Origin of the sequence: Micromonospora matsumotoense, assembly GCF_900091525.1 — a bacterium.
Taxonomy (GTDB): domain Bacteria; phylum Actinomycetota; class Actinomycetes; order Mycobacteriales; family Micromonosporaceae; genus Micromonospora; species Micromonospora matsumotoensis.
On the sequence record NZ_FMCU01000006.1, the window covers coordinates 173,988 to 192,597 of the forward strand.

21 protein-coding genes and 1 pseudogene are annotated in these 18,610 nt (G+C 72.4%); 10 read left to right on the plus strand and 12 right to left on the minus strand.

Annotation, left to right across the window (positions count from 1 at the left end):
- Nucleotides 1–54 precede the first annotated feature (54 nt).
- Nucleotides 55–849, plus strand: a complete 795-nt coding sequence (locus GA0070216_RS14695; protein ID WP_091245679.1) for a putative protein N(5)-glutamine methyltransferase — start codon at nucleotides 55–57, stop codon at nucleotides 847–849.
- Nucleotides 850–902: 53 nt separating this feature from the next.
- Nucleotides 903–1,955, plus strand: coding sequence for an ROK family protein (locus GA0070216_RS14700; RefSeq protein WP_091245682.1), 1,053 nt, complete (start codon nucleotides 903–905; stop codon nucleotides 1,953–1,955).
- 129 nt (nucleotides 1,956–2,084) lie between these two features.
- On the opposite strand, the gene GA0070216_RS14705 is transcribed toward GA0070216_RS14700, so the two are convergent.
- The gene (locus GA0070216_RS14705; RefSeq protein ID WP_091245686.1) at nucleotides 2,085–2,297 is read right to left on the minus strand and encodes a DUF397 domain-containing protein; all 213 of its coding nucleotides are present in this window, start codon (nucleotides 2,295–2,297) and stop codon (nucleotides 2,085–2,087) included.
- A gap of 7 nt (nucleotides 2,298–2,304) precedes the next feature.
- The gene (locus GA0070216_RS14710) at nucleotides 2,305–3,150 is read right to left on the minus strand and encodes a helix-turn-helix domain-containing protein (RefSeq protein ID WP_091245689.1); all 846 of its coding nucleotides are present in this window, start codon (nucleotides 3,148–3,150) and stop codon (nucleotides 2,305–2,307) included.
- 256 nt (nucleotides 3,151–3,406) lie between these two features.
- On the opposite strand from GA0070216_RS14710, the gene GA0070216_RS14715 reads away from it, so the two are divergent.
- The 3 genes from GA0070216_RS14715 (at nucleotide 3,407) to GA0070216_RS14725 (ending at nucleotide 6,184) form a co-directional block, all read left to right on the plus strand.
- Complete coding sequence (locus GA0070216_RS14715; RefSeq protein ID WP_091246220.1) at nucleotides 3,407–3,640, plus strand: hypothetical protein; 234 nt, start codon at nucleotides 3,407–3,409, stop codon at nucleotides 3,638–3,640.
- Nucleotides 3,641–3,790: 150 nt separating this feature from the next.
- On the plus strand, nucleotides 3,791–4,885 hold the full coding sequence (locus GA0070216_RS14720; RefSeq protein WP_091245693.1) for a D-alanine--D-alanine ligase family protein: 1,095 nt from the start codon (nucleotides 3,791–3,793) through the stop codon (nucleotides 4,883–4,885).
- Between the two features lie 252 nt (nucleotides 4,886–5,137).
- Nucleotides 5,138–6,184, plus strand: coding sequence for a trypsin-like serine peptidase (locus GA0070216_RS14725; protein WP_091245697.1), 1,047 nt, complete (start codon nucleotides 5,138–5,140; stop codon nucleotides 6,182–6,184).
- Nucleotides 6,185–6,312: 128 nt separating this feature from the next.
- On the opposite strand, the gene GA0070216_RS14730 is transcribed toward GA0070216_RS14725, so the two are convergent.
- A complete protein-coding gene (locus GA0070216_RS14730; protein ID WP_091245700.1) occupies nucleotides 6,313–6,537 on the minus strand; it encodes a hypothetical protein in 225 nt (74 codons plus the stop codon).
- 950 nt (nucleotides 6,538–7,487) lie between these two features.
- Between GA0070216_RS14730 and GA0070216_RS36410 the strand changes: the two are divergent.
- Nucleotides 7,488–7,625, plus strand: a pseudogene (locus GA0070216_RS36410) (helix-turn-helix domain-containing protein); the annotation flags it as partial.
- A 98-nt stretch (nucleotides 7,626–7,723) separates the two neighbouring features.
- Here GA0070216_RS36410 and GA0070216_RS14745 read toward each other — a convergent pair.
- Both GA0070216_RS14745 and GA0070216_RS14750 read right to left on the minus strand, forming a co-directional pair.
- Nucleotides 7,724–8,197 (minus strand): carboxymuconolactone decarboxylase family protein, encoded by a 474-nt coding sequence (locus tag GA0070216_RS14745; RefSeq protein ID WP_091245708.1) that lies wholly within the window; start codon nucleotides 8,195–8,197, stop codon nucleotides 7,724–7,726.
- A 115-nt stretch (nucleotides 8,198–8,312) separates the two neighbouring features.
- The gene (locus GA0070216_RS14750; protein ID WP_245722508.1) at nucleotides 8,313–8,966 is read right to left on the minus strand and encodes a TetR/AcrR family transcriptional regulator; all 654 of its coding nucleotides are present in this window, start codon (nucleotides 8,964–8,966) and stop codon (nucleotides 8,313–8,315) included.
- On the opposite strand from GA0070216_RS14750, the gene GA0070216_RS14755 reads away from it, so the two are divergent.
- Both GA0070216_RS14755 and GA0070216_RS14760 read left to right on the plus strand, forming a co-directional pair.
- Complete coding sequence (locus GA0070216_RS14755; protein WP_091245713.1) at nucleotides 8,965–9,867, plus strand: oxidoreductase; 903 nt, start codon at nucleotides 8,965–8,967, stop codon at nucleotides 9,865–9,867. The two genes, GA0070216_RS14750 and GA0070216_RS14755, sit on opposite strands and share 2 nt — an antisense overlap.
- A 122-nt stretch (nucleotides 9,868–9,989) precedes the next feature.
- Nucleotides 9,990–10,430 (plus strand): VOC family protein, encoded by a 441-nt coding sequence (locus GA0070216_RS14760; protein ID WP_091245716.1) that lies wholly within the window; start codon nucleotides 9,990–9,992, stop codon nucleotides 10,428–10,430.
- 178 nt (nucleotides 10,431–10,608) lie between these two features.
- Here GA0070216_RS14760 and GA0070216_RS14765 read toward each other — a convergent pair whose 3' ends face one another.
- Nucleotides 10,609–11,628, minus strand: a complete 1,020-nt coding sequence (locus GA0070216_RS14765) for an aldo/keto reductase (protein ID WP_091245718.1) — start codon at nucleotides 11,626–11,628, stop codon at nucleotides 10,609–10,611.
- Nucleotides 11,629–11,778: 150 nt separating this feature from the next.
- Between GA0070216_RS14765 and GA0070216_RS14770 the strand changes: the two genes are divergently transcribed.
- Complete coding sequence (locus GA0070216_RS14770; protein WP_091245721.1) at nucleotides 11,779–12,360, plus strand: TetR/AcrR family transcriptional regulator; 582 nt, start codon at nucleotides 11,779–11,781, stop codon at nucleotides 12,358–12,360.
- On the opposite strand, the gene GA0070216_RS14775 is transcribed toward GA0070216_RS14770, so the two are convergent.
- The gene (locus GA0070216_RS14775) at nucleotides 12,306–13,037 is read right to left on the minus strand and encodes a glycoside hydrolase family 113 protein (protein WP_218108209.1); all 732 of its coding nucleotides are present in this window, start codon (nucleotides 13,035–13,037) and stop codon (nucleotides 12,306–12,308) included. The two genes, GA0070216_RS14770 and GA0070216_RS14775, sit on opposite strands and share 55 nt — an antisense overlap.
- Nucleotides 13,038–13,070: 33 nt before the next feature.
- On the opposite strand from GA0070216_RS14775, the gene GA0070216_RS14780 reads away from it, so the two are divergent.
- Nucleotides 13,071–13,667, plus strand: a complete 597-nt coding sequence (locus tag GA0070216_RS14780) for a TetR/AcrR family transcriptional regulator (protein ID WP_091246226.1) — start codon at nucleotides 13,071–13,073, stop codon at nucleotides 13,665–13,667.
- 165 nt (nucleotides 13,668–13,832) lie between these two features.
- Here GA0070216_RS14780 and GA0070216_RS14785 read toward each other — a convergent pair whose 3' ends face one another.
- The 5 genes from GA0070216_RS14785 to GA0070216_RS14805 are packed head-to-tail and all read right to left on the minus strand — an operon-like array spanning nucleotide 13,833 to nucleotide 18,607.
- Complete coding sequence (locus GA0070216_RS14785) at nucleotides 13,833–14,525, minus strand: hypothetical protein (protein WP_245722509.1); 693 nt, start codon at nucleotides 14,523–14,525, stop codon at nucleotides 13,833–13,835.
- Nucleotides 14,525–15,490, minus strand: coding sequence for an NAD-dependent epimerase/dehydratase family protein (locus tag GA0070216_RS14790; RefSeq protein WP_091245727.1), 966 nt, complete (start codon nucleotides 15,488–15,490; stop codon nucleotides 14,525–14,527). Before GA0070216_RS14790 ends, GA0070216_RS14785 begins: the two co-directional genes overlap by 1 nt.
- Nucleotides 15,487–16,866: a nucleotide sugar dehydrogenase gene (locus GA0070216_RS14795; protein WP_245722510.1), complete on the minus strand. Its 1,380-nt coding sequence runs from the start codon at nucleotides 16,864–16,866 to the stop codon at nucleotides 15,487–15,489. Before GA0070216_RS14795 ends, GA0070216_RS14790 begins: the two co-directional genes overlap by 4 nt.
- Before the next feature lie 56 nt (nucleotides 16,867–16,922).
- Nucleotides 16,923–17,816 carry an NAD-dependent epimerase/dehydratase family protein gene (locus GA0070216_RS14800; RefSeq protein ID WP_091245735.1) on the minus strand — a complete coding sequence of 298 codons (894 nt, stop codon included), beginning with the start codon at nucleotides 17,814–17,816 and terminating at the stop codon, nucleotides 16,923–16,925.
- Nucleotides 17,813–18,607 carry a nucleotidyltransferase family protein gene (locus GA0070216_RS14805; RefSeq protein WP_245722524.1) on the minus strand — a complete coding sequence of 265 codons (795 nt, stop codon included), beginning with the start codon at nucleotides 18,605–18,607 and terminating at the stop codon, nucleotides 17,813–17,815. The genes GA0070216_RS14800 and GA0070216_RS14805 overlap by 4 nt, the downstream gene beginning before the upstream one ends.
- Between the last annotated feature and the right edge of the window lie 3 nt (nucleotides 18,608–18,610).

Here is an 18,610-nt window from a genome sequence, read left to right on the forward strand (position 1 = left end):
TCGCTGCGGTAGCGACGGCGGGAGCGCCGACGTGCGCTCCCGAAAGGCATCACCATGGCATCCGATCTGTTTCCCCACGACCACGCCGCGCTCGTCGCCCGGCTGCGCGCCGCCGGCTGCGTCTATGCCGAGGACGAGGCCGCGCTACTCACCGCCGCCACCGACTCGCCGCAGGCGTTGACCGCCCTGACCGACCGTCGGGTCGCCGGTGAGCCGTTGGAGCATCTGCTCGGCTGGGCCGAGTTCTGCGGCCGTCGGGTCGCCGTCGACCCGGGGGTGTTCGTACCCCGGGCCCGGACCGCGCTGCTGGTGGAGGCCGCCGCGTCGGTCGCCGGGCCGACCCCGGCGCTGGTCGACCTCTGTTGCGGCTCGGGTGCGATCAGTGTCGCGCTGATCGACCGGCTCGCCCCGCGCTGGCTCGCCGCCGTCGACGTGGACCCGGCCGCCGTGGCCTGCGCCCGCCGTAATCTGGCGGGCCGGGACGTCACCGTCGTGCAGGGCGACCTGTACGACCCGTTGCCGCCCGACTGGCGGGGCCGGTTGGACGTGGTGGTCGCCAATGCCCCCTACGTGCCCACCCCGGCGGTGGCGCTGATGCCGGCGGAGGCGCGGCTGCACGAGGCGTCGGTGGCGTTGGACGGCGGCAGCGACGGGCTGGCCGTGTTGCGCCGGGTGGCGGCCGGTGCGGTCGACTGGCTGCGGCCCGGTGGTCACCTGGTGGTGGAGGTCAGTGCCGGGCAGGCCGAGGCGTTGTGCGAGGCGATGACCGGGCTGGGTCTGCTGCCGACGGTGCTGCGCGCCGAGGAGTGGGAGGCCACCGGGGTGCTCGCCCGCCGGCCGGGGGCGTGACGGGCGGCGGGAACGGGAACTAACCTCGCAGCAGGCCCAGGTGGAGGTGGCGGATGGTCGACGTGGACGTGCCGGTGGTGGTCGGCCTCGACAACGGTGGCACCAGCAACAACGCCACGGTGCTCCGCCTGGACGGCCGGTTCCTGGTGGACGGGCTGGTGGAGACCCCCAGCGAGGTGACCGCCGGGCCGGAGGTGGCGATCGAGGCGTTGGCCCGCGCGTTCGACGGGGTGCTGGCCCACACCGGCGTGCCCCGCGACCGGGTCCGCGCGGTCGGGTTGGACACCCCCGGTCCGGCCAGCGCCAGCGGGGTCATCTCGTCCCGGGGGTCGACGAACTTCGCCCAGTCCGCCTGGCACGGCTTCGACGTGCGGGGGGCGCTGGAGCGACGTCTCGGCCTGCCGGTGATCTATCACAACGACGGCAACGCCGCCGCGCTCTACGCCCACCACGTCCACTTCGGAGCTGACGCGACGACCCGGTCCTCGGTGGCGGCGATCGTCGGCACCGGTCTGGGTGGTGGGGTGGTGATCGACGGCCGGGTGGTCACCGGTGCGGCCGGGATGGCCGGGGAGTTCGGCCACGTGCACATCCCGCTGGCCGGGCTGCTCGCCCCCGGCCAGCCCGAACCGCAGTGCGCCTGCGGCTTCGTCGGCGACGCGGAGAGCGTGGCCTCGTTGACCGCGATCGGGCGCAACCTGCTGCCGTTCCGGCTGGCCGGAAATCCCGGGCACCCGCTGTCGCAGGAGCCGCCCGCGCGCGCCGCCAAGCTGCTGCGGGGGTACGCCGAGCGCGGTGACCCGCTGGCCCGGGAGGTCTTCGCCCAGCAGGCGGCGGCGCTCGGCCGGTTGTTCACCATCGCCGCGAACTTCACCGACCCGCACGCGTACTTCGTCGGTGGCGGGGTGGTGGAGGCGACGCCGGAGTTCCGGGACTGGTTTCTCGACACCGTCCGGGCGCACACCGTGCTCCGGGAGGAGCAGGCCGCGCTGGCCACCTTCGCCCTGGTGCCGGACCGGGACATGGCCGGGGCGCGCGGGGTGGCCATCGCCGCGGCCGAGGCGGTCCGGCCCGCCGCCATCCCGCCCGCCGTCCTGATCGACTGACCCGGCCGCCCCCTCGTGCGGCCGGGCCACCCGCCGGCCTGCCGTCCCGGTCGCCCTGCGGTCCCGGCCGAACCGTCCGGCCGCCCCCGCACCGCGTCAGCGGCGGTGCGGGGGCGGCGCGGTGCGGGATCAGCGGTGGGGCGGAGGTGGCGGTGGGGCGGTGGCGAAGGCGGCCCAGGCGGCGGGCGGGAAGATCAGCACCGGGCCGGTCGGGTCCTTGGAGTCGCGGATCGCGACCCGGCCCGGCAGCGACGCCAGCTCGACGCAGGCCCCCTCGTCGCCGCTGTGGCTGCTCTTGCGCCAGGCGACCCCGGACAGGGCCTCGTCGATCGTCGGTGTCATCGGTCTCCTACCGTCCCTTCATCAGTTGCAGAAGTCGATCGCGGCTGTCCGTCGGGCTGAGCGCGACGGTCCGCAGGTGTTCCATGATCTTGGTGCAGGTACGCAGGTCATGCGGTCGGTCCAGGACCATCTGCCCGGCGACGGTCTCCACCGAGGCGATCAGCGGGTCCTCGGGGTCGGCGAACTCCAGGATGTGCAGCGAGCCCCGGGTGCCCCGGTGGTAGCCGGCGGAGAGCGGAATCACCTGGACGGTGACGTTCGGCAGCTCCGCAGTCTTGAGCAGGTGGCTCAGCTGTGCCTCCATCACCGTGCGGTCGCCGACCGGGCGCAGCAGCGCGCCCTCGTCGATGATCGCGTCGAAGATCGGTGGTTCGGCGGCGGTGATCCGTTGCTGCCGGTCCAGGCGGAGCTTGACCCGCTGCTCGACCTGGTCGTCGGTGAGGGTGTGCGGCCCGCCCCGCATCACGCCCCGGATGTAGTCGGCGGTCTGGAGCAGGCCCGGCACGATCGAGGGTTCGAAGTTGGCGATCGCGGTGGCCTCGGCCTCCAGTGCGATGAAGTCGATGGTGCGCTTGTCCAGCAGGTGTGAGTAGGGCACCCACCAGCCGGGCTTGCGGGTGTCCTTGGCGAGTTGGACCGCTGCGGCGATCTCCTCGGGTCGGACCCCGTAGAGGCTGAGCAGCGCGCGGACGGTGGCCGGGTTGACCAGGGTCTGCGCGTTCTCGTAGCGGCTGAGGGTGCTGCGGGTGCTGTTGATCTCGTCGGCGGCGGCCTCCAGGGTGAGGCCGGCCGCTTCGCGGTGGGCGCGGAGGGCGATGCCCAGGCGGCGCGCCCGGGCGGTCTTGGGAGCCATACGTTGATGGTGGCATATGTAGCTGGGAACTCGTGCATGAGAGAACGTCGATGAGAGTTGCATTCACGCCTGTCCACCTGTCAATCTGTAACGGAGTCCTCACCAGCGGTTGTCGTGGCGACGGCGATGGTGAGCGACCGGAGGGGATGAGGCGCGTGGCGATCGGGTTTACTCCCCCGTTCCCGATCGCCACGTGCCGCCGCCGCCATCCATCGTCGGGAAGGGACTTCGGACTGTGAGAGGCCTGATGACGGCGATGACGCGGTTTCTGGTGGTCCTCAGTGACGTCCGGCCGGTGGGGGCGCAGGTGCGCGACGAGCGGGCCTGCCCCGAGCGCCGCCGCCAGGTGGTCGGCGCGAACAGCCGGGAGGCCGCCGACCGGATCGCCGGGGCGTTCGCCGCGCTGGGCATGGTGCGGGCCGGGCGGCAGCGGGTGAAGGTGATCGCCGTCGGGCGGCGGCGTCGCGTCCTACCCGCCGACCGGGCCTGACCGTCACGTACCGTATCGGGGCAGATGACCGTTCGCGAGGGTGGCTCGCGTCCTGCCGGGTATCGCCATCGGCGCGTCGCCACCCACAGTAAGGTCAGTCGGGTGAGCGCAACTGACGGCTCCGCAGTCGCGTACCGAGAGGTGACCCGAGTGACCACCCCAGGCAAGACCCGCGTGGCGATCGTCTTCGGCGGTCGCAGCCCCGAGCACGGCATCTCCTGCGTCAGCGCCGGCAGTGTGCTCGGCGCGCTCGACCCCGACGAGTACGACGTGGTGCCGGTCGGCATCACCCGTCAGGGCCAGTGGGTGCTGACCAGCGGGGACCCGGGCGAGCTGGCGATCCGGGCGCGCAAGCTCCCGGAGATCACCGCCGGGGCCGGCGTCGAGGTGGTGCTCCGGGCCGACCCGACCGCCGGTGGCCTGCTGGTGCTCGACCCGACCGAGGGGCCCCGGGCGCTCGCCGACGTCGACGTGGTGTTCCCGGTGCTGCACGGCGCGTACGGCGAGGACGGCACCATCCAGGGCATGCTGGAGATGGCCGACATCCCGTACGTCGGCGCGAACGTCTTCGCCTCGGCCGCCGCGATGGACAAGGAATTCACCAAGAAGCTCTGCGCCGCCGAGGGCATCCCGGTCGGGGCGTACGCGGTGCTGCGCAACGGGATGACGCTCAGCGAGACCGACAAGCAGCGGCTGGGCCTGCCGGTCTTCGTCAAGCCGTCCCGGGCCGGCTCGTCGTTCGGCATCACCCGGGTCGACGACTGGGCGCAGCTCGACGCCGCCGTCGCCACCGCCCGTGAGATCGACACCAAGGTGCTCGTCGAGGCCGCGGTGGTCGGCCGGGAGATCGAGTGTGGCGTGCTGGAGGGCGAGGCCGGCGGGGCGCCCGAGGCGTCCGTGCTGGCCGAGGTCCGGATGGTCGGCGACCGCGAGTGGTACGACTTCGAGTCCAAGTACCTCTTCGCCGACGAGGTCTGCGAGTACGACGTCCCCGCCGGCCTGCCCGACCGGGTCACCCGCCAGGTCCAGGAGTACGCCACCCGCGCCTTCACCGCGCTGGACTGCGCCGGCCTGGCCCGGGTCGACTTCTTCGTCACCCCCGACCTGGACGTCTATCTCAACGAGATCAACACGATGCCCGGGTTCACCCCGACGTCGATGTTCCCCCGGATGTGGGCGGCCAGCGGGTTGGAATACCCCAAGCTGGTCAACCGGCTGATCCGGACGGCCGTGCAGCGGCACTGACCTTCCCGCCGGTGGTGGCCGGCCGCCCCACAGACCGGCGTGTTCTCCCGACGTCGGTCGACCACGTCTTCGGCCCCTGATCCGGGCGGTCCCTGACCGTCCTGCGGTCGTTGCTTTCCCCATCGGGGCCGTGACCATTGCGCGGGCATATCCCATCGGTAAGAAAGCCGACATTGTCGTGAGTTGGTCACGCCTCGGGTGGCACGGATTCCTGACAATGTCCGACGTTGTGATCAATAGTTCAACCTCAATATGCTTCCGGAGTCTGGATGGTGCAAGGGGCATAAGGAGGTCCTCTTGAAATCCGCTCTGCGTTGGACTGTGAGTGCCGGTGCGGCATTTACCCTGATCCTGACCGGTGCGCCGGCAGCCGAGGCGAATTCCACCACGGTCGACCAGAAAGGAAACATCACCGCGATTGCCCGTACGCTGGACGGCCGGGCGATCACCAACGAGAAAATCGCCAAGGAGGTGACCGACTTCTGGACCCCGGCGCGCATGGCGTCCGCCGTCGACCTGGACTTCCCGAAGTCGGCGTCCGCCACCCAGTCGACCGGCCGCGCGCCGAGGCCGACCGGGCCAGCCGGTTCGGTCGCGCCGGTGACGCCGCGCATCGCCGGCGGCCCCAGCACGCTGCTGAACGAGGCGGTGACCGTGGGTAAGGTCTACTTCACCGTCCCCGGCGGCGGCACCGCCTCCTGCTCGGCCAGCACGGTCGCCAGCGCCAAGCGGCGGCTCGTGGTGACCGCCGGCCACTGCGTTCACCAGGGCGCCGGCGGTGGGTGGTACACCAACTGGCAGTTCGTCCCCCGGTACCGCAACGGCGTCCGGCCGTTCGGCACCTTCGTGGCGTACACCCTCTCCACCCGTGGCGCGTGGGCCAGCTCGTCGAGCTACGCCGAGGACATGGGCATCGCGGTGATGTCCAACGGCGGCATCTACAACGCCAAGGTCGTCGACACCGTCGGCGGCAACGGACTGCGGTGGAACTGGGGCTACAGCGTCGCGGTCACCGCCCTCGGCTACCCGTCCAACCTCGGCGGCGGTGAGAGCCAGCAATACTGCCAGAGCACGACCTGGGACGCGGGCGGCCAGCAGATCCGGATGTACTGCAACATGACCTATGGTTCCAGCGGCGGCCCCTGGTTGCAGGAATACAACGACTCGATCGGTGCCGGATACATCAACAGCACCGTCAGCCACGGCGACAATCCGGGTAACGGGCAATTCGACGGCCCGTACTACGACGACGACATCAAGAGCCTGTACGACTACGCAGAAGCCGGCTCTCCGGCCTGATCCCTCTCCCCACGACAGCGCCCCGGCCGACGGCCGGGGCGCTGTCGCCGAGTGCAATTACCAGAATGGTTCTCGGAAGAAGAACTGTCCCGGGATTCAGGCTGGACGTGCCTGGGCTGGACCGCAGGCTACGGCGGCTGATGTCCCTGGCCGGCCTGCCGTACCCCTGCGCGCTGCACGAAGATGCTCCGCCGGGCCACCGCCCGGTCCCGGGCGTCGAGCTGGTAGACGTCGCGCCACACCCACCCGTCGTACGTCGGCCGGGCGTCGATGCGGATCAGCCGGCACCGGATCGGGCGGATGAACTGCACACTGGCCGCCCGGGTGATCAGCAGCAGGTCACCGGGCTTCACGGCGCGGCCGGCCCCTGCCGCTCACCGGCACCGGCACCGGCACCGAGGGCGGGGGCGGTGTGGTGTGGTGGGGAAGTGGGCGGTCGGGTCGGTCGCGCCAGGCGCGGAGGGTCTCGGCAGCTGAGGTGAGGCGGCGGCAGGAGCCGTCGGGCCGGCAGCGGGGGCAGGCGTTGCGGTGGTGGAAGTCGACCAGGTAGCCGACCATCAGGACGCGGAACGGCGGTTCGGGTCGCCCCTCACACATGGCGGGTGCCCCGCTGGACGCGTCGATCCTCGTCCCCGCTCGCCGGGGTGCGCCGGGGCGATGGCCTCATCGGCGGTGCTCCTCGACCGCGTGCCGGGCCCGCCACCGCGCGGCCGGGGTCATCAGTGGCCAGTCCCGCGCGAAGATCACCGTCGGGCTGTTCCACGCCGACCGTCCCGTCCCGCCCTCCCCGCAGGGTGTGCCGGGCAGGCGGCGTGGCGTGATCGACTCACCTGAGCCGATATTGCGGTTTCCCGGCGCGGCGATACCGCTGTTTCGCCCCAGGTTAGATCGCGGTCGGCCTGGTTCGGCCGATCCGTCTACTCTGGCCGGTGATTCGGGCGGGTCAGCGTGTCGCGCGGGGGCGGATGACCGACGACATCGATCGGATGATCTTATCGCTGGAACCACTTCCATCGGGCCACGCGCCACCTCCATTGCTCGTCGACAGGCGCTCTGCCAGCCACGATCCGAGAACAGCGGCGACCCGTGCAATGCTCCAGGTGAGACATTCGCCCGTATGACGGACCTTGTGGGGCGACGAAGCGAAAAGCACCGCACGGCGTGCCTGATGACGTGTCGTGGTGAGACAGGAAGGATGGTGTCCGGGACGGAGATCGGCCCGACCGTGCCGAGAAGGTAACTCGGCCGACTGCTACGACAGGCCCGGGAAGCGGCCGGTTTCGGCCTGTAGGCCGCCGCGTCCGACCTGGAGTGGCCACGCGCCACGATGTACCGAGTAGAGGCGGGGCAGACGCCGCTGCGCGCACTCGACATCGACCAGATGTGCCGCCTCCACGGCACCCCGTCCGAGCTGACCGAAGTCCTCGTGAGCCTGGCCTGACCGACCCACCCGGGGCACCCGTCCGCGCCGGAACGGGCTTGCGGCCCGGTGGCCCGGGGTCCGCCAGAGAGCCCCCCGAGCCGGTGGCCGTGATGCGTTCAGTGGAACTGTCCGGGCTGGTAGGCGCCGGCCGGCTGCCGGGTGATGATGTTCATCCGGTTCGCCAGGTTCATGAACGAGATCAGGAACACCAGCGCGACCAGTTGCTCGTCGTCGTAGTGCTTGGCGGCGTGCGTCCACACCTCGTCGCTGACCCCGCCGGCCGCGTCCGCCACCCGGGTTCCCTCCTCCGCCAGTGCCAGCGCGGCCCGCTCGGCCTCGGTGAACACCGTGGCCTCCCGCCAGGCCGCGACCAGGTTCAGCCGCACCGACGTCTCGCCCGCCGCAGCGGCGTCCTTGGTGTGCATGTCGACGCAGACGGCGCAGCCGTTGATCTGGCTCACGCGCAGCGCCACCAACTCCTGGGTGGCGGTCGGCAGCGGTGACTCCTTCAACGCCTTGCCCGCCGACATCATGTGCTTGAGGGCCCTGCCGGCGGTCGGGGCGGCGAGGAAGTTCAGTCGGGCGTCCATGATGTGCTCCTCTGCGGTCGTTCATGGCTACACCCCCTGAGACGGGGCAGCCCACCGCCCGGTGACACGTCCGAACGTGACCCGCATCTCGCCGCTCGGCGGCTGACGTCGCCCGCTAACGGGGGCGGGACCCCCGCATGAACTGGTTGACGGCGGTCTGGGTGATCCCGTCGAGCAGCTCTGCTGCCACCAGGTTGCCGTTGACCAGGGTGGCGATGCCCTGCAACGTGGCGAACAGCACGATGCCGGCGTGCTCCGGGGGGCCGGGCTCCAGCACGCCCTGGGCCTGCCCCTGGGCGATCAACTCGTGCATCAGCCCGAACGGCCCGGCGGCGGCGACGACGAGATGGTCGGCCCCCTCCCGGTGCTTGGCGGTGAACATCAGCTCCAGCAGGGCGGCGTCCTCGGTGGCGAACCGCAGGTAGGCGGCGGCCATGGCGTGCAGGCGCGGCCCGAAGTCCGGCCCGGCGGCGGTGAGCGCCGCGCGCAGCTCCGCGTGCAGCCGGGCGAACCCGGCCTCGGCGAGGGCGTCCAGCAGCGCCTGCCGGTCCGGGAAGTGCCGGCGCGGCGCGGCGTGACTGACGCCGACCTCCCGGGCCAGTTCGCGCAGCGAGAGCTGGCCCGCGCCGTGCTGGCGCAGGCTGCTCTCGGCGGCGGCGAGCAGCGTCGACCGCAGGTTTCCATGGTGGTACGCGGGCACGACGGTCATGGTAGCCGGAAAGATGTCGTCGTTGCCGACATTGTTGTCGCCGTATACATTGTTGGCCATGACAACATTCACGACCGCCCAGATCCCCACCCTGACCGGCCGTACCGTCATCGTCACCGGCGCGAACAGCGGCATCGGCCGGGTCGCCGCCGGGGCGCTCGCCGCCCGGGGTGCCCGCGTCGTCCTCGCCGCCCGCGACCTCGCCAAGGGCCAGGCCGCCGCTGCGGGCATGACCGGCGACGTCGAGGTGCGGCGGCTCGACCTGGCCGACCTCGCCTCGGTGCGCGCGTTCGCCGAGGGCTGCGTCGGGCCGATCGACCTGCTGATCAACAACGCCGGGCTGATGATCCCGCCGCTCGGCCGTACCGCCGACGGTTTCGAGCTGCAGTTCGGCACCAACCACCTCGGGCACTTCGCGCTCACCAACCTGCTGCTGCCCCAGATCCAGGGGCGGGTGGTCACCGTCGCCTCCTCCGCGCACCGGGCCGGAAAGATCGATTTCGCCGACCCCAACTGGGAGCGCCGGCCCTACCGGGCGTTCCCCGCGTACGCCCAGTCGAAGCTGGCGAACCTGTTGTTCACCGCCGAACTGCACCGCCGCCTCGCCGAGGTCGGCTCGCCGGTGCTGGCGACCGCCGCCCACCCCGGCCTGGCCGCCACCAACCTGCTCGGGCACCTCGCCAACGATCGCTCCCTGCGGCAACGGCTCCAGACGACACTGGTCAACCGCTTCGCGCAGAGCGGCGACGACGGCGCGTTGCCCACCCTCTACGCGGCGGTGGCCGACGTCCCGGGCGGCAGCTACGCCGGGCCGGACGGCTTCTTCGAAGGGCGCGGTGCGCCGAAGCTCGTCGGCCGGTCGAAGGCCGCCCGGGACGGCAACGTCGCCCGTCGCCTGTGGACGGTCTCCGAGGAACTGACCGGCGTCACCTTCCCCCTTGCCGCCCAGCCCACCCGGTAGGTGGCCCCCGGGGCGGGTCGCCGGCAGTGGACCACAGGTGGCGGACCCGCCCGTGCCGAGCTGTGCCGGGCACCGGCGCTCTCGCTGCCGGGCGTTGTCTGCCGCACGGTTAGGGTGGGGACATGGTGTTCTGGCAGCTGACGATCGATGCGAACGACCCGTCCCTGCTGGCCCGGTTCTGGGCGCAGGCGCTGGGCTACCAGTCGACGCCGCCGACGCAGCCGCAGACCACCTGGCACGCGCACTTCCGCGGCCGGTTGGGTGGGCAAGCGGCATTCGAGGATCGGCTGTTCGACCCGGCCGGGCTGCGCCCACCGATCTGGTTCCAGCGGGTGCCGGAGGCGAGGGCCGGAAAGAACCGGCTCCACCTGGACATCTACCCCACCGGCCGGGACGACGCCCTGCCCCAGGCGCAGCGGATCGAGATCGTCGAGGCGAAGGTGGCCGAGCTGGTCGCCATCGGCGCGACCGTCCAGCGCCGGACCCGGGGCGACGACCCGGCCGACCTCTTCTACTACGTCACGATGCACGACCCGGAAGGCAACGTGTTCTGCGTGAGCTGACCGGCCGGGGCGTAGCCGTCGGTAGGGCCGGCCAGCCCCCGCCGGGCTCGTCCAACGGTCGTCGGGCCACGGCGTCGGGCCACGCCGGTGGGCACGGCGTACCCCCGGGCGGAGCGGAGCTGGGCCACGGCGGTCAGGGGCCGGTGGGGCGGGCGCACCGACCGCCCGGTGTCGGCGCTCAGCGGCGGCGCAGCGCCGGGTCGAGCAGGGCCGGCGGGGTGTCGTGCTTCTCGTCCGGGGCGAGGTCGACGCCGGGGGCGACGATCGCGTCGATCGCGTCGAGCACGTCGGCGGTGAGCACGGTGTCGGCGGCGGCGAGCTGGGACCGCAGGTGGTCCATCGTGCGGGGACCGATGATCGCGCTGGTCACGGCGGGGTGCGCGGTGACGAACCCGAGGGCGAGCTGGATCAGGGTCAGCCCGGCCCCGTCGGCCACCTTGGCCAGCTGTTCGACCGCGTCGAGCCGGGCCCGGTTGGCGGCGATGGTGAGATCGAAGCGCTGCGGCAGGACGTCCGCGCGGTGGGTGCTGATCTCCCGGCCCGCGCGGACCGCGCCCGACAGCCAGCCGGAGGCGAGCGGGCTCCAGGCGAGCACGCCCAGCCCGTACTGCGCGGTGACCGGCAGGACGTGTGCCTCGATGCCGCGTTGCAGGATCGAGTAGCTGGGCTGCTCGGTGACGTACCGGCCCAGGTGGTGCTCCCGGGCGGCCCACTCGGCCTGCACGAGCCGGTATGCCGGGAACGTCGAGCAGCCGAAGTAGCGGATCTTGCCGGCCCGCTGGAGGTCGGTCAGCGCGGACAGGGTCTCCTCGTCGCTGGTCGTCGGGTCCCACCGGTGGATCTGGTAGAGGTCGACGTGGTCGACGCCGAGCCGACGCAGGCTGTCGTCCAGCGCGGTGACCAGCCAGCGTCGGGAGCTGCCCTGGTGGTTGCGCTCGTCGCCCATCGGCATGGTCGCCTTGGTGGCCAGCACGATGTCGTCGCGGCGGCCGGCGATCGCCCGGCCGACCAACTCCTCCGACTCGCCCTGGCTGTACCGGTCGGCGGTGTCGATCACGTTGATCCCGCCCGCCAGGGCGGCGTCGATGATCGCGGTGGCCTCGTCCTGGCTGGTCCGGCCGATGGCACCGAAGTTCATCGCGCCGAGCGCGAGGGTGCTGACCTGCACGCCGGTGCGGCCGAGGGTGCGGTAGTGCATGACTGTTCCTCCGGGCGGGATGGGGGCAGGGAGATGGTGACGCGGCCTGGTCCCCAGCCGGGGGCTCTGGCATCATGGGGTCAAGCGGAACCGCGTTCCGCTAAGGAATATACGGAACGATGTTCCGTTTGCCAAGGGGGTGCGGGCACGGTGGCTGGCAGCGACCGCGGTTCGGGGACATCGACCCCGCGTAAGCGGGCCGACGCCCGGCGCAACGAGGCGACCCTGCTGGCGGCTGCCGCCGCAGCCTTCCTCGCCGCCGGAGTCGATGCACCGGTACGCGACATCGCCGCCCGGGCCGGCGTCGGCGTGGGCACGATCTACCGCCACTTCCCGACCCGGGCCGACCTCATCGTCGCCGTCTACCGGCACCAGGTGCAGGCGTGCGCCGAGGCCGCGCCGACCCTGCTCGCCACCAGCGGTACGCCGCACGCCGCCCTGACCGCCTGGATCGACCTCTTCGTCGACTTCCTCGCCACCAAGCACGGCCTCGCCGAGGCGCTGAACTCCGATTCCGCCGCCTTCGAGACGCTGCACGGGTACTTCCTCGACCACCTCGTCCCCGCGTGTGCCCACCTGCTCGACGCCGCCGCCGAGGCCGGCGAGATCCGTCCCGACACCAACGCTGAGGAACTGCTGTTCGCCGTCGGCAACCTCTGCGCCGGCCGCGCCCCCCACTACGACGCCCGCCGCATGGTCGGGCTCCTCGTCGCGGGGCTGCGCCTGCGGTGAGGGGCGGTGTCCGGCATCCCGGGCACCGCCCGTCGGGCGGACCGCGTCCGTTCAGCCGTGCCGGTCGGCCGCAGGCTGGCGCGAGTAGTGCTCGGCGACGGCGGCGAACGCGGCCTTCGGCTCCCAGGGCAGCCCGGGGTACGTGTCGCCGGTGCGGCCGTCGAGCACCTTGACGATCCCGGGCTGGCGAGGTCGAGGTCGTACCGGGGATCGCCGTCCGGCCGGTGCGGCAGGCTGGGCAACGCGAAGAGGTGGACGAAGGCGCTGTCGACGCCCTCGCTGTCGAAGATGTCGAGCAGTTCGCGCAGGTAGGCGGCCTGACCGTCCTCGTCGCGCTCGTACACCCCGTTCAGTCGCTGGGGCGTGCCGCTGGTCGCGTCGTACTCGATGATCTCCATGCTGCGTGGCGCGACATCACCCGCGCCGCGCCAGGTCGCGGTGCCGAAGCCGGTGACGGCGACCGGCTTGGGCTGGTCGACCAGCCGGCGTACGCCGTCGCGGAACTGGTCGGCGACCTCGGCCGACCGGATGAGTTCGAGGGTCACCACGTCGAACAGGTCCCAGTCGACGCCCTCGAACGGGATCGCGGCGTAGGTGACCTTCCCGTGGAAGCGTTCGCGGACCGCCGCCACGGTGCTGCGCAGGAACCGGCCGAGGCGGTCACTGATCTCGGCCATGCGCTCGGCGCGGCCGTTGGGGTCGGTCAGCAGATGGTCGAGACGGTCCCCGAGGCGCTCCAGTCGGCGGCGCTGCGCCTGGCGCTGGAGCGGGGGCCGGACAACGTCCGCGTCGAGGAGATCGCCCAGGCGGCCGGCGTGTCGCCCCGGACCTACAACAACTACTTCGCGAGCCGGGAACAGGCGATCGTCGCCGGGGTCGCCGCGGACCGTGCGGCGACAGCGGCGGCGGCCGTGCTCGCCCGGCCCGCCGGGGTCGGTCTCGGCGACGCGGTCATCGACGCCGTCGCGGGGCTGTACACCGACCCCGGTGACCACCCGCCCGCCGCGCTGCTGATGATCGCCGCCAGCCCCGCGCTGCGCGCCTGCTACGTCGAGGCCCTCACCACGTTCGAGGAGCCGCTCGCCGCAGCGGTCACCACCCGCTGTCCGGGCATCGGACCCCTGGCCGCCCAGGTGCTCGCCGCCGCTGTCGGCGCGGCGGCCAGGGTGGCGCTCCGGCAGTGGCTGCACGGCGCGACCGAGGTGCCGTCGATGGCCGGTTTCGTGGTGCCGTCCGGGCCGCTGCCGGACCTCGTCCGGGCCGCCCTGCTGCCGCTCGCCCCCGCGCTCGACGCCGCGAAGCCCTGACCCGCCGTTCGCCTGCCGCCCGCAACCCCGCCCCCGTCGGGTGGGAGACGGTCGCGCGTGGTGCCGACGCGCGATCCGGTCCCGGCCCGGCGGGGGCGGGTGTTCGAGGTGGGTCGGGCCCGGACCAGACCCGACCCGCCGGGGCGGCCACCCCGGCTGGGGTGGTCAGGTACGGGACAGGGCGCGGTCGCTGACCGAGGACTGGAGCCCGAACTGGCGGGCCCGGCGCTCGGCGAAGTCGGTCAACCCCTGGCTGTCGGCGTAGTCGAGGCTGTAGAGGTCCAGCTCCAACTGGAGCAGCTGCTCGGCGATCTGGGCGTGGAACTCCAGCACGTCGGGCGGCCACGGCGCGTAGCCCTGGTCGGTCCACCGGGCCGAGAAGGACTCGAAGACGATCCCGTCGACGATCTCGGCCAGCCGGGGCAGCATGCCGAAACCCCGGTTCGCCAGCAGGTACGCCGGCCGGGCCTCCTCCCGGATGGCGGCGACCAGGGTGAGCAGGTGCGGCACGTCCTCCGGGAAGGTCAGCTCGACGTTGAGCGTGTCCAGGAAGAGCCCCGCGAAGCCCTGCGCGATCGCCTGCTTGGCCTGCCCGACCACGTGCGCCACCCAGTCCGGGTGGTCGACGTGGACGAACGCGCCGCCCCAGTCCGGGTTGCGTTCCTGCCGCTGCCAGGGCGCGGGCGGCCCCTGGTCCTCCGACAGCGACAGGTAGCCGAGGGTCTGCACGTCCTGCTCCGCGAGGTAGCGCAGCTCGGCCGACCGGTAGAAGTCCGGTTGCAGGACCACCCGCACGTACCGGGACAGCTCGGGCAGGCGGCCGTCGCCGTAGTAGAAGCAGATGGGGCGTCGGCTCATCACGCCCACCCGTGCTCCCGGTACCAGGCGAACGTGCTGCGGACGCCCTCCTCCAGGCTGACGCTCGGCTCGTAGCCGGTCAGCTCCCGCAGCCGGGACAGGTCCGGGCAGCGGCGGGCGACCGATCCCGGCGGCGCGGTCCCGGGCGCGATGGCGGGGCTCACCCCGGCCACCCGCAGGACCAGCTTGGCCAGGTCGCCGATGTTGGTCTCCTCCCGGTCGTTGCCGATGTGCACGATCTGACCGGCGGCGGCCGGTGCCCCCATCAGCCGCAGCATCGCCTCGACCGCGTCGTCAACGTGGCAGAACGCCCGGTACTGGTCGGCGCCGGGGACCGGGAACGGATCGGCCCCCCGCAGGGCGCGCAGGGACATCTCCGGGATGACGTGGTCGGCACCCATCCGGGGGCCGTACACGTTGTGGAACCGGCCCACCACGGTCTCGAAGCCCCGGGCCCGCGCGGTGTGCAGGAACGCGGCCTCGCCGAGCAGTTTGCTGGCCGCGTACGCGAAGCGGGGGGCCGCGATGTCGGAGATCATCGTCGGCACCGCCTCGGACGTCGGCACCGGCACCACCCCGGCCGTCACGCCCCCGGCGTAGACCTCGCTGGTGGAGGCGAAGAAGACCCGCTCACCCGGGGCCACCCAGTCGAGCAGGTGCAGCGCGGAGAGGGTGTTGACCCGGATCACCCGGGCCGGGTCCTGCTCCACGTTGCGCACCCCGACGACGGCGGCGAGCAGATAGATCTGGTCCCAGCCGGTGGGCAGGGTGGCCCAGGTGGCCGGGCTGGTCAGATCGCCGGAGACCACCTGCACGGCCGGATCGGCGCGCAGCAGGTCGAGGTCGGCGTCGTCCCGGCCCCGGGAGAAGTCGTCCACGATCGTCACCTGGTGACCGTCGGAGACGAGGCGGCGGGCGAGGTGCAGGCCGATGAAGCCGGCGCCGCCGAGCAGCAGGGCCCTCATGCGGACACCGCCCCGGCGGCCGACGCGCCCGCACCGGCAACGGCGCCGACCGCACCGCCGTCGTCGCCCGGACCGGTCGGCGCGGGTGGCAGGTAGCCGAGTCCGGCATAGCGGACCCCGGCGGCCATGACCGCATCGCCGTCGAGCACCCGCCACGAGTCGTAGACGAAGGCCGGCGGCGTCGCGCCGAGCACCTCCGGCACCCGCAGCGCCCGGTAGTCCGGGTGGTCGTTGATGATCAGTACGGCGTCCGCCTCGGTGAACGCCTTGTCCAGGCTGACCGGCTCGCCGCCGTACTGCCGGATCACGTCGTCGGTGACCATCGGGTCGTGGCCGAGGACGGTGACCCCGGCGGCGGAGAAGACCCGCATCATCGGCTCGATCGGGGTGCCACGCATGTCGTCGGTCGCCGGCCAGCCCTTGTACGCCCAGCCGAGCACCGCCAGCCGGGCACCGAGACTGCGCCCGCGCGCCTCGACCAGCATCCGGACCACGGTCTCGCCGACGTGGATCGGCAGGTACTCGTTGAGCTGGCGGGCCTTGCCGACGAGGAACGGCCGGCGGTCACCCGCACTGTCGATCATGATGTACGGGTCCTTGGAGAGGCAGCCGCCGCCCACGTACCCGGGCTTGGCCAGATCCGGGCGCGGGTAGTCGACGTTCGTCGCCCGGATCACCTCCAGCGGGTCGAGGCCGTGCCGCTCGGCGATCAGCGCGATCTCGTTGCCGAACGCGTAGATCAGGTCGGTGTGGCAGTTGTTCGACAGCTTCACCAACTCGGCGGTCTCCAACCCGGAGACCGGGACGACGGTGCGCGCCAGCCCGTTGAAGAACTCGATTCCGGCGGCGAGGCTCTCGTCGTCCAGGCCGCCGACCACCTGCGGCAGCTCGACGAGTTCCCGCAGCGCCTGCCCCTGGATGGTGCGCTCCGGGGCCATCACCAGCCGGACCCGCTCCCCCCAGACGGCCTGCAACTCGGGCAGCACCACCCGGCGGCTGGTGCCGACCGGCACGGTGCTGCGCACCACCACCAGGGTGTCCGGGCGGCAGCTGCCGGCCACCACCCGGGCGGCGGCGGCCAGGTTCGCCAGGTTGGGGCGGTGGGTCATGTTGTCCACCGGCGTCGATACGCTGATCACCGCCACGTCGACGGTGTCCTTCGGCAGGTCGGCGGCGACGTGGATGCTCTTGCCGAGGTGGGCGGCGAAGACGTCCTCGATGCCGGGCTCGAAGATGTGCGGCCGGCCGTGCGAGAGCGCGTCCAGCACCGCCGGCGAGACGTCCGCGCCGTACACCGTGAAGCCCTTGTCGGCGAGGGCGGCGGTGAGGGTGAGCCCCACGTAGCCCAGGCCCACGACCCCGATCTTCGTACTCATGCGGTGTCCTCTCGTTTCTTGCGGGTGTGTCGTGATGGGGGAGCGGTCCGCGCGGTTCACCGCGCCTCGCCGGCGGCCCAGATGTCCTTGATCGATGTCTCCAGGTCGCGCACGGGCGACCAGCCCAGCTCGCCGGCCCGACCGATGTCGGCCTGGATCCAGTCGACCGCCTGCGAGCGCTGCGGCCCGACGCCGGCCTCGCGGATCCGGCCGTCGTAGCCCGCCGCTCCGGCCAGCAACCCGACCGCCTCCCGGGCGGTGACCGCCCGGCCGCTGCCGGCGTTGACGACCCGGTGCCGCAGTCCGGGGGTGAGCGTCGCCGCGACGATCAGCGTGGCGAGGTCCCGCACGTCGACGAAGTCCCGGTACGCCGACAGCGGCCCCAGGGTGATCTCGGTGGCCCCGTCGGCCAGCGCGGCCCGCAACCGGGCCGCCGCCCGACCGAGCAGGTTCTCCTGCGACATGCCCGGACCGATCGGGTTGAAGACCCGCAGCGAGACCGCGTCGACCTGGCCGGCCTCCCCGGCGAGCTGGAACAGGCGGGTCCCGGCCAGGTGACTGACGCCGTACTCGCTGACCGGCCGGGCCGGGGCCTCCTCGGTGACCGGGACGCGGTCCGGCACCGGCCCGTACTCCCCGGCCGAGCCGAGCCGGACCAGCCGGGCCTGCGGCGCCGCGTCGGCGGTGGCCGCCAGCAGCTTCGCCGCGACCAACGTGTTCGCCGTGACCAACTGGGCGGCGGAGCCGGTGAGGGCTCCCACACAGTTGACCACCGCGTCGGGGGCGACCTCGCGCAGCAGCCCTGCGAGTGCGGCCGGCGTGCCGTCGAGCAGGTCGTGGGCGGCCCGCCCCGGGCAGATCACCTCGGTCACCCGGGGGTCCGCCGCCAACGCGTCGCGGGCGTGCCCGCCGATGAAACCGGACGCGCCGAAGAGCAGCACCCGCGTCACGTCAGCTCCCCGGCCCGCACGACGCCCGGCAGGTCCGCGACGGCCAGCGGGTCGGCCCTCTCACCGACGGCGACCTCGATCGGCCCCGGTCGGTTGGGCAGCAGGATCGGCTTGAGCTGGGGGAACGAGCGGTTCGCCTCGTCGTAGTCCTCCGGCCGGCCGATGTCCAGCCAGAACCCGTCGAACGGGTACGTCATCGGCGGGTCACCACCGGCGAGCAGGTCCAGCACCAACTGGTCGAAGCCGAGGGCCAGCCCGGCCGGGTAGGGCTCCAGGGTCCGCCGGGACATCCCGTAGACACCCATGCTGACCGGGTAGTGCAGCGACGGCTTCTCCCGAAACCCGACCACCCGGCCGGCCTCCACGTCGAGCACGCCGAAGTCGATCCGGTGCACCCGTTCGGAGGTCGCCAGGGTCAGGCCGGCCCCGGAGAGCTGGTGGCTGCGCAGCAGGTCGCCGTAGTCCAGGTCGGTCAGGACGTCACCGTTCATCACCAGGAACTCGTCGGGCAGCCGGTCCTTCAGGCCGAACAGCGGGCCGACCGTGGACAGCGGCCGGTCCTCCTCGCTGTAGTCGATGGTCAGGCCCCACCTGTTGCCGTCGCCCACGAAGGCCCGGATCAGCGGGCCGAGATGGTTGATCGCCAGGGTCACCGAGGTGAACCCGCGTGAGGCGAGCTGGTCGAGCACGATCTGCAGGATCGAGTGGCTGTCCCCGATGGGCATCAGGGGTTTCGGCAGCGTCGTGGTGTACGGCTTCAGCCGCACCCCTTTGCCGCCGGCAAGGATCACCGC

Bases quoted from the DNA above. Each gene is read 5' to 3' on its own strand.
- GA0070216_RS14795 (WP_245722510.1), bottom strand. From the start codon at position 16,866: ATGAGTACGAAGATCGGGGTCGTGGGCCTGGGCTACGTGGGGCTCACC.
- GA0070216_RS14755 (WP_091245713.1), top strand. From the start codon at position 8,965: ATGACAACATTCACGACCGCCCAGATCCCCACCCTGACCGGCCGTACC.
- GA0070216_RS14790 (WP_091245727.1), bottom strand. From the start codon at position 15,490: ATGAGGGCCCTGCTGCTCGGCGGCGCCGGCTTCATCGGCCTGCACCTC.
- GA0070216_RS14765 (WP_091245718.1), bottom strand. From the start codon at position 11,628: ATGCACTACCGCACCCTCGGCCGCACCGGCGTGCAGGTCAGCACCCTC.
- GA0070216_RS14710 (WP_091245689.1), bottom strand. From the start codon at position 3,150: ATGGCTCCCAAGACCGCCCGGGCGCGCCGCCTGGGCATCGCCCTCCGC.
- GA0070216_RS14705 (WP_091245686.1), bottom strand. From the start codon at position 2,297: ATGACACCGACGATCGACGAGGCCCTGTCCGGGGTCGCCTGGCGCAAG.
- GA0070216_RS14695 (WP_091245679.1), top strand. From the start codon at position 55: ATGGCATCCGATCTGTTTCCCCACGACCACGCCGCGCTCGTCGCCCGG.
- GA0070216_RS14700 (WP_091245682.1), top strand. From the start codon at position 903: ATGGTCGACGTGGACGTGCCGGTGGTGGTCGGCCTCGACAACGGTGGC.
- GA0070216_RS14745 (WP_091245708.1), bottom strand. From the start codon at position 8,197: ATGGACGCCCGACTGAACTTCCTCGCCGCCCCGACCGCCGGCAGGGCC.
- GA0070216_RS14760 (WP_091245716.1), top strand. From the start codon at position 9,990: ATGGTGTTCTGGCAGCTGACGATCGATGCGAACGACCCGTCCCTGCTG.
- GA0070216_RS14725 (WP_091245697.1), top strand. From the start codon at position 5,138: ATGCTTCCGGAGTCTGGATGGTGCAAGGGGCATAAGGAGGTCCTCTTG.
- GA0070216_RS14715 (WP_091246220.1), top strand. From the start codon at position 3,407: ATGACGCGGTTTCTGGTGGTCCTCAGTGACGTCCGGCCGGTGGGGGCG.
- GA0070216_RS14750 (WP_245722508.1), bottom strand. From the start codon at position 8,966: ATGGCCAACAATGTATACGGCGACAACAATGTCGGCAACGACGACATC.
- GA0070216_RS14780 (WP_091246226.1), top strand. From the start codon at position 13,071: ATGGTCGAGACGGTCCCCGAGGCGCTCCAGTCGGCGGCGCTGCGCCTG.
- GA0070216_RS14775 (WP_218108209.1), bottom strand. From the start codon at position 13,037: ATGGCCGAGATCAGTGACCGCCTCGGCCGGTTCCTGCGCAGCACCGTG.
- GA0070216_RS14785 (WP_245722509.1), bottom strand. From the start codon at position 14,525: ATGAGCCGACGCCCCATCTGCTTCTACTACGGCGACGGCCGCCTGCCC.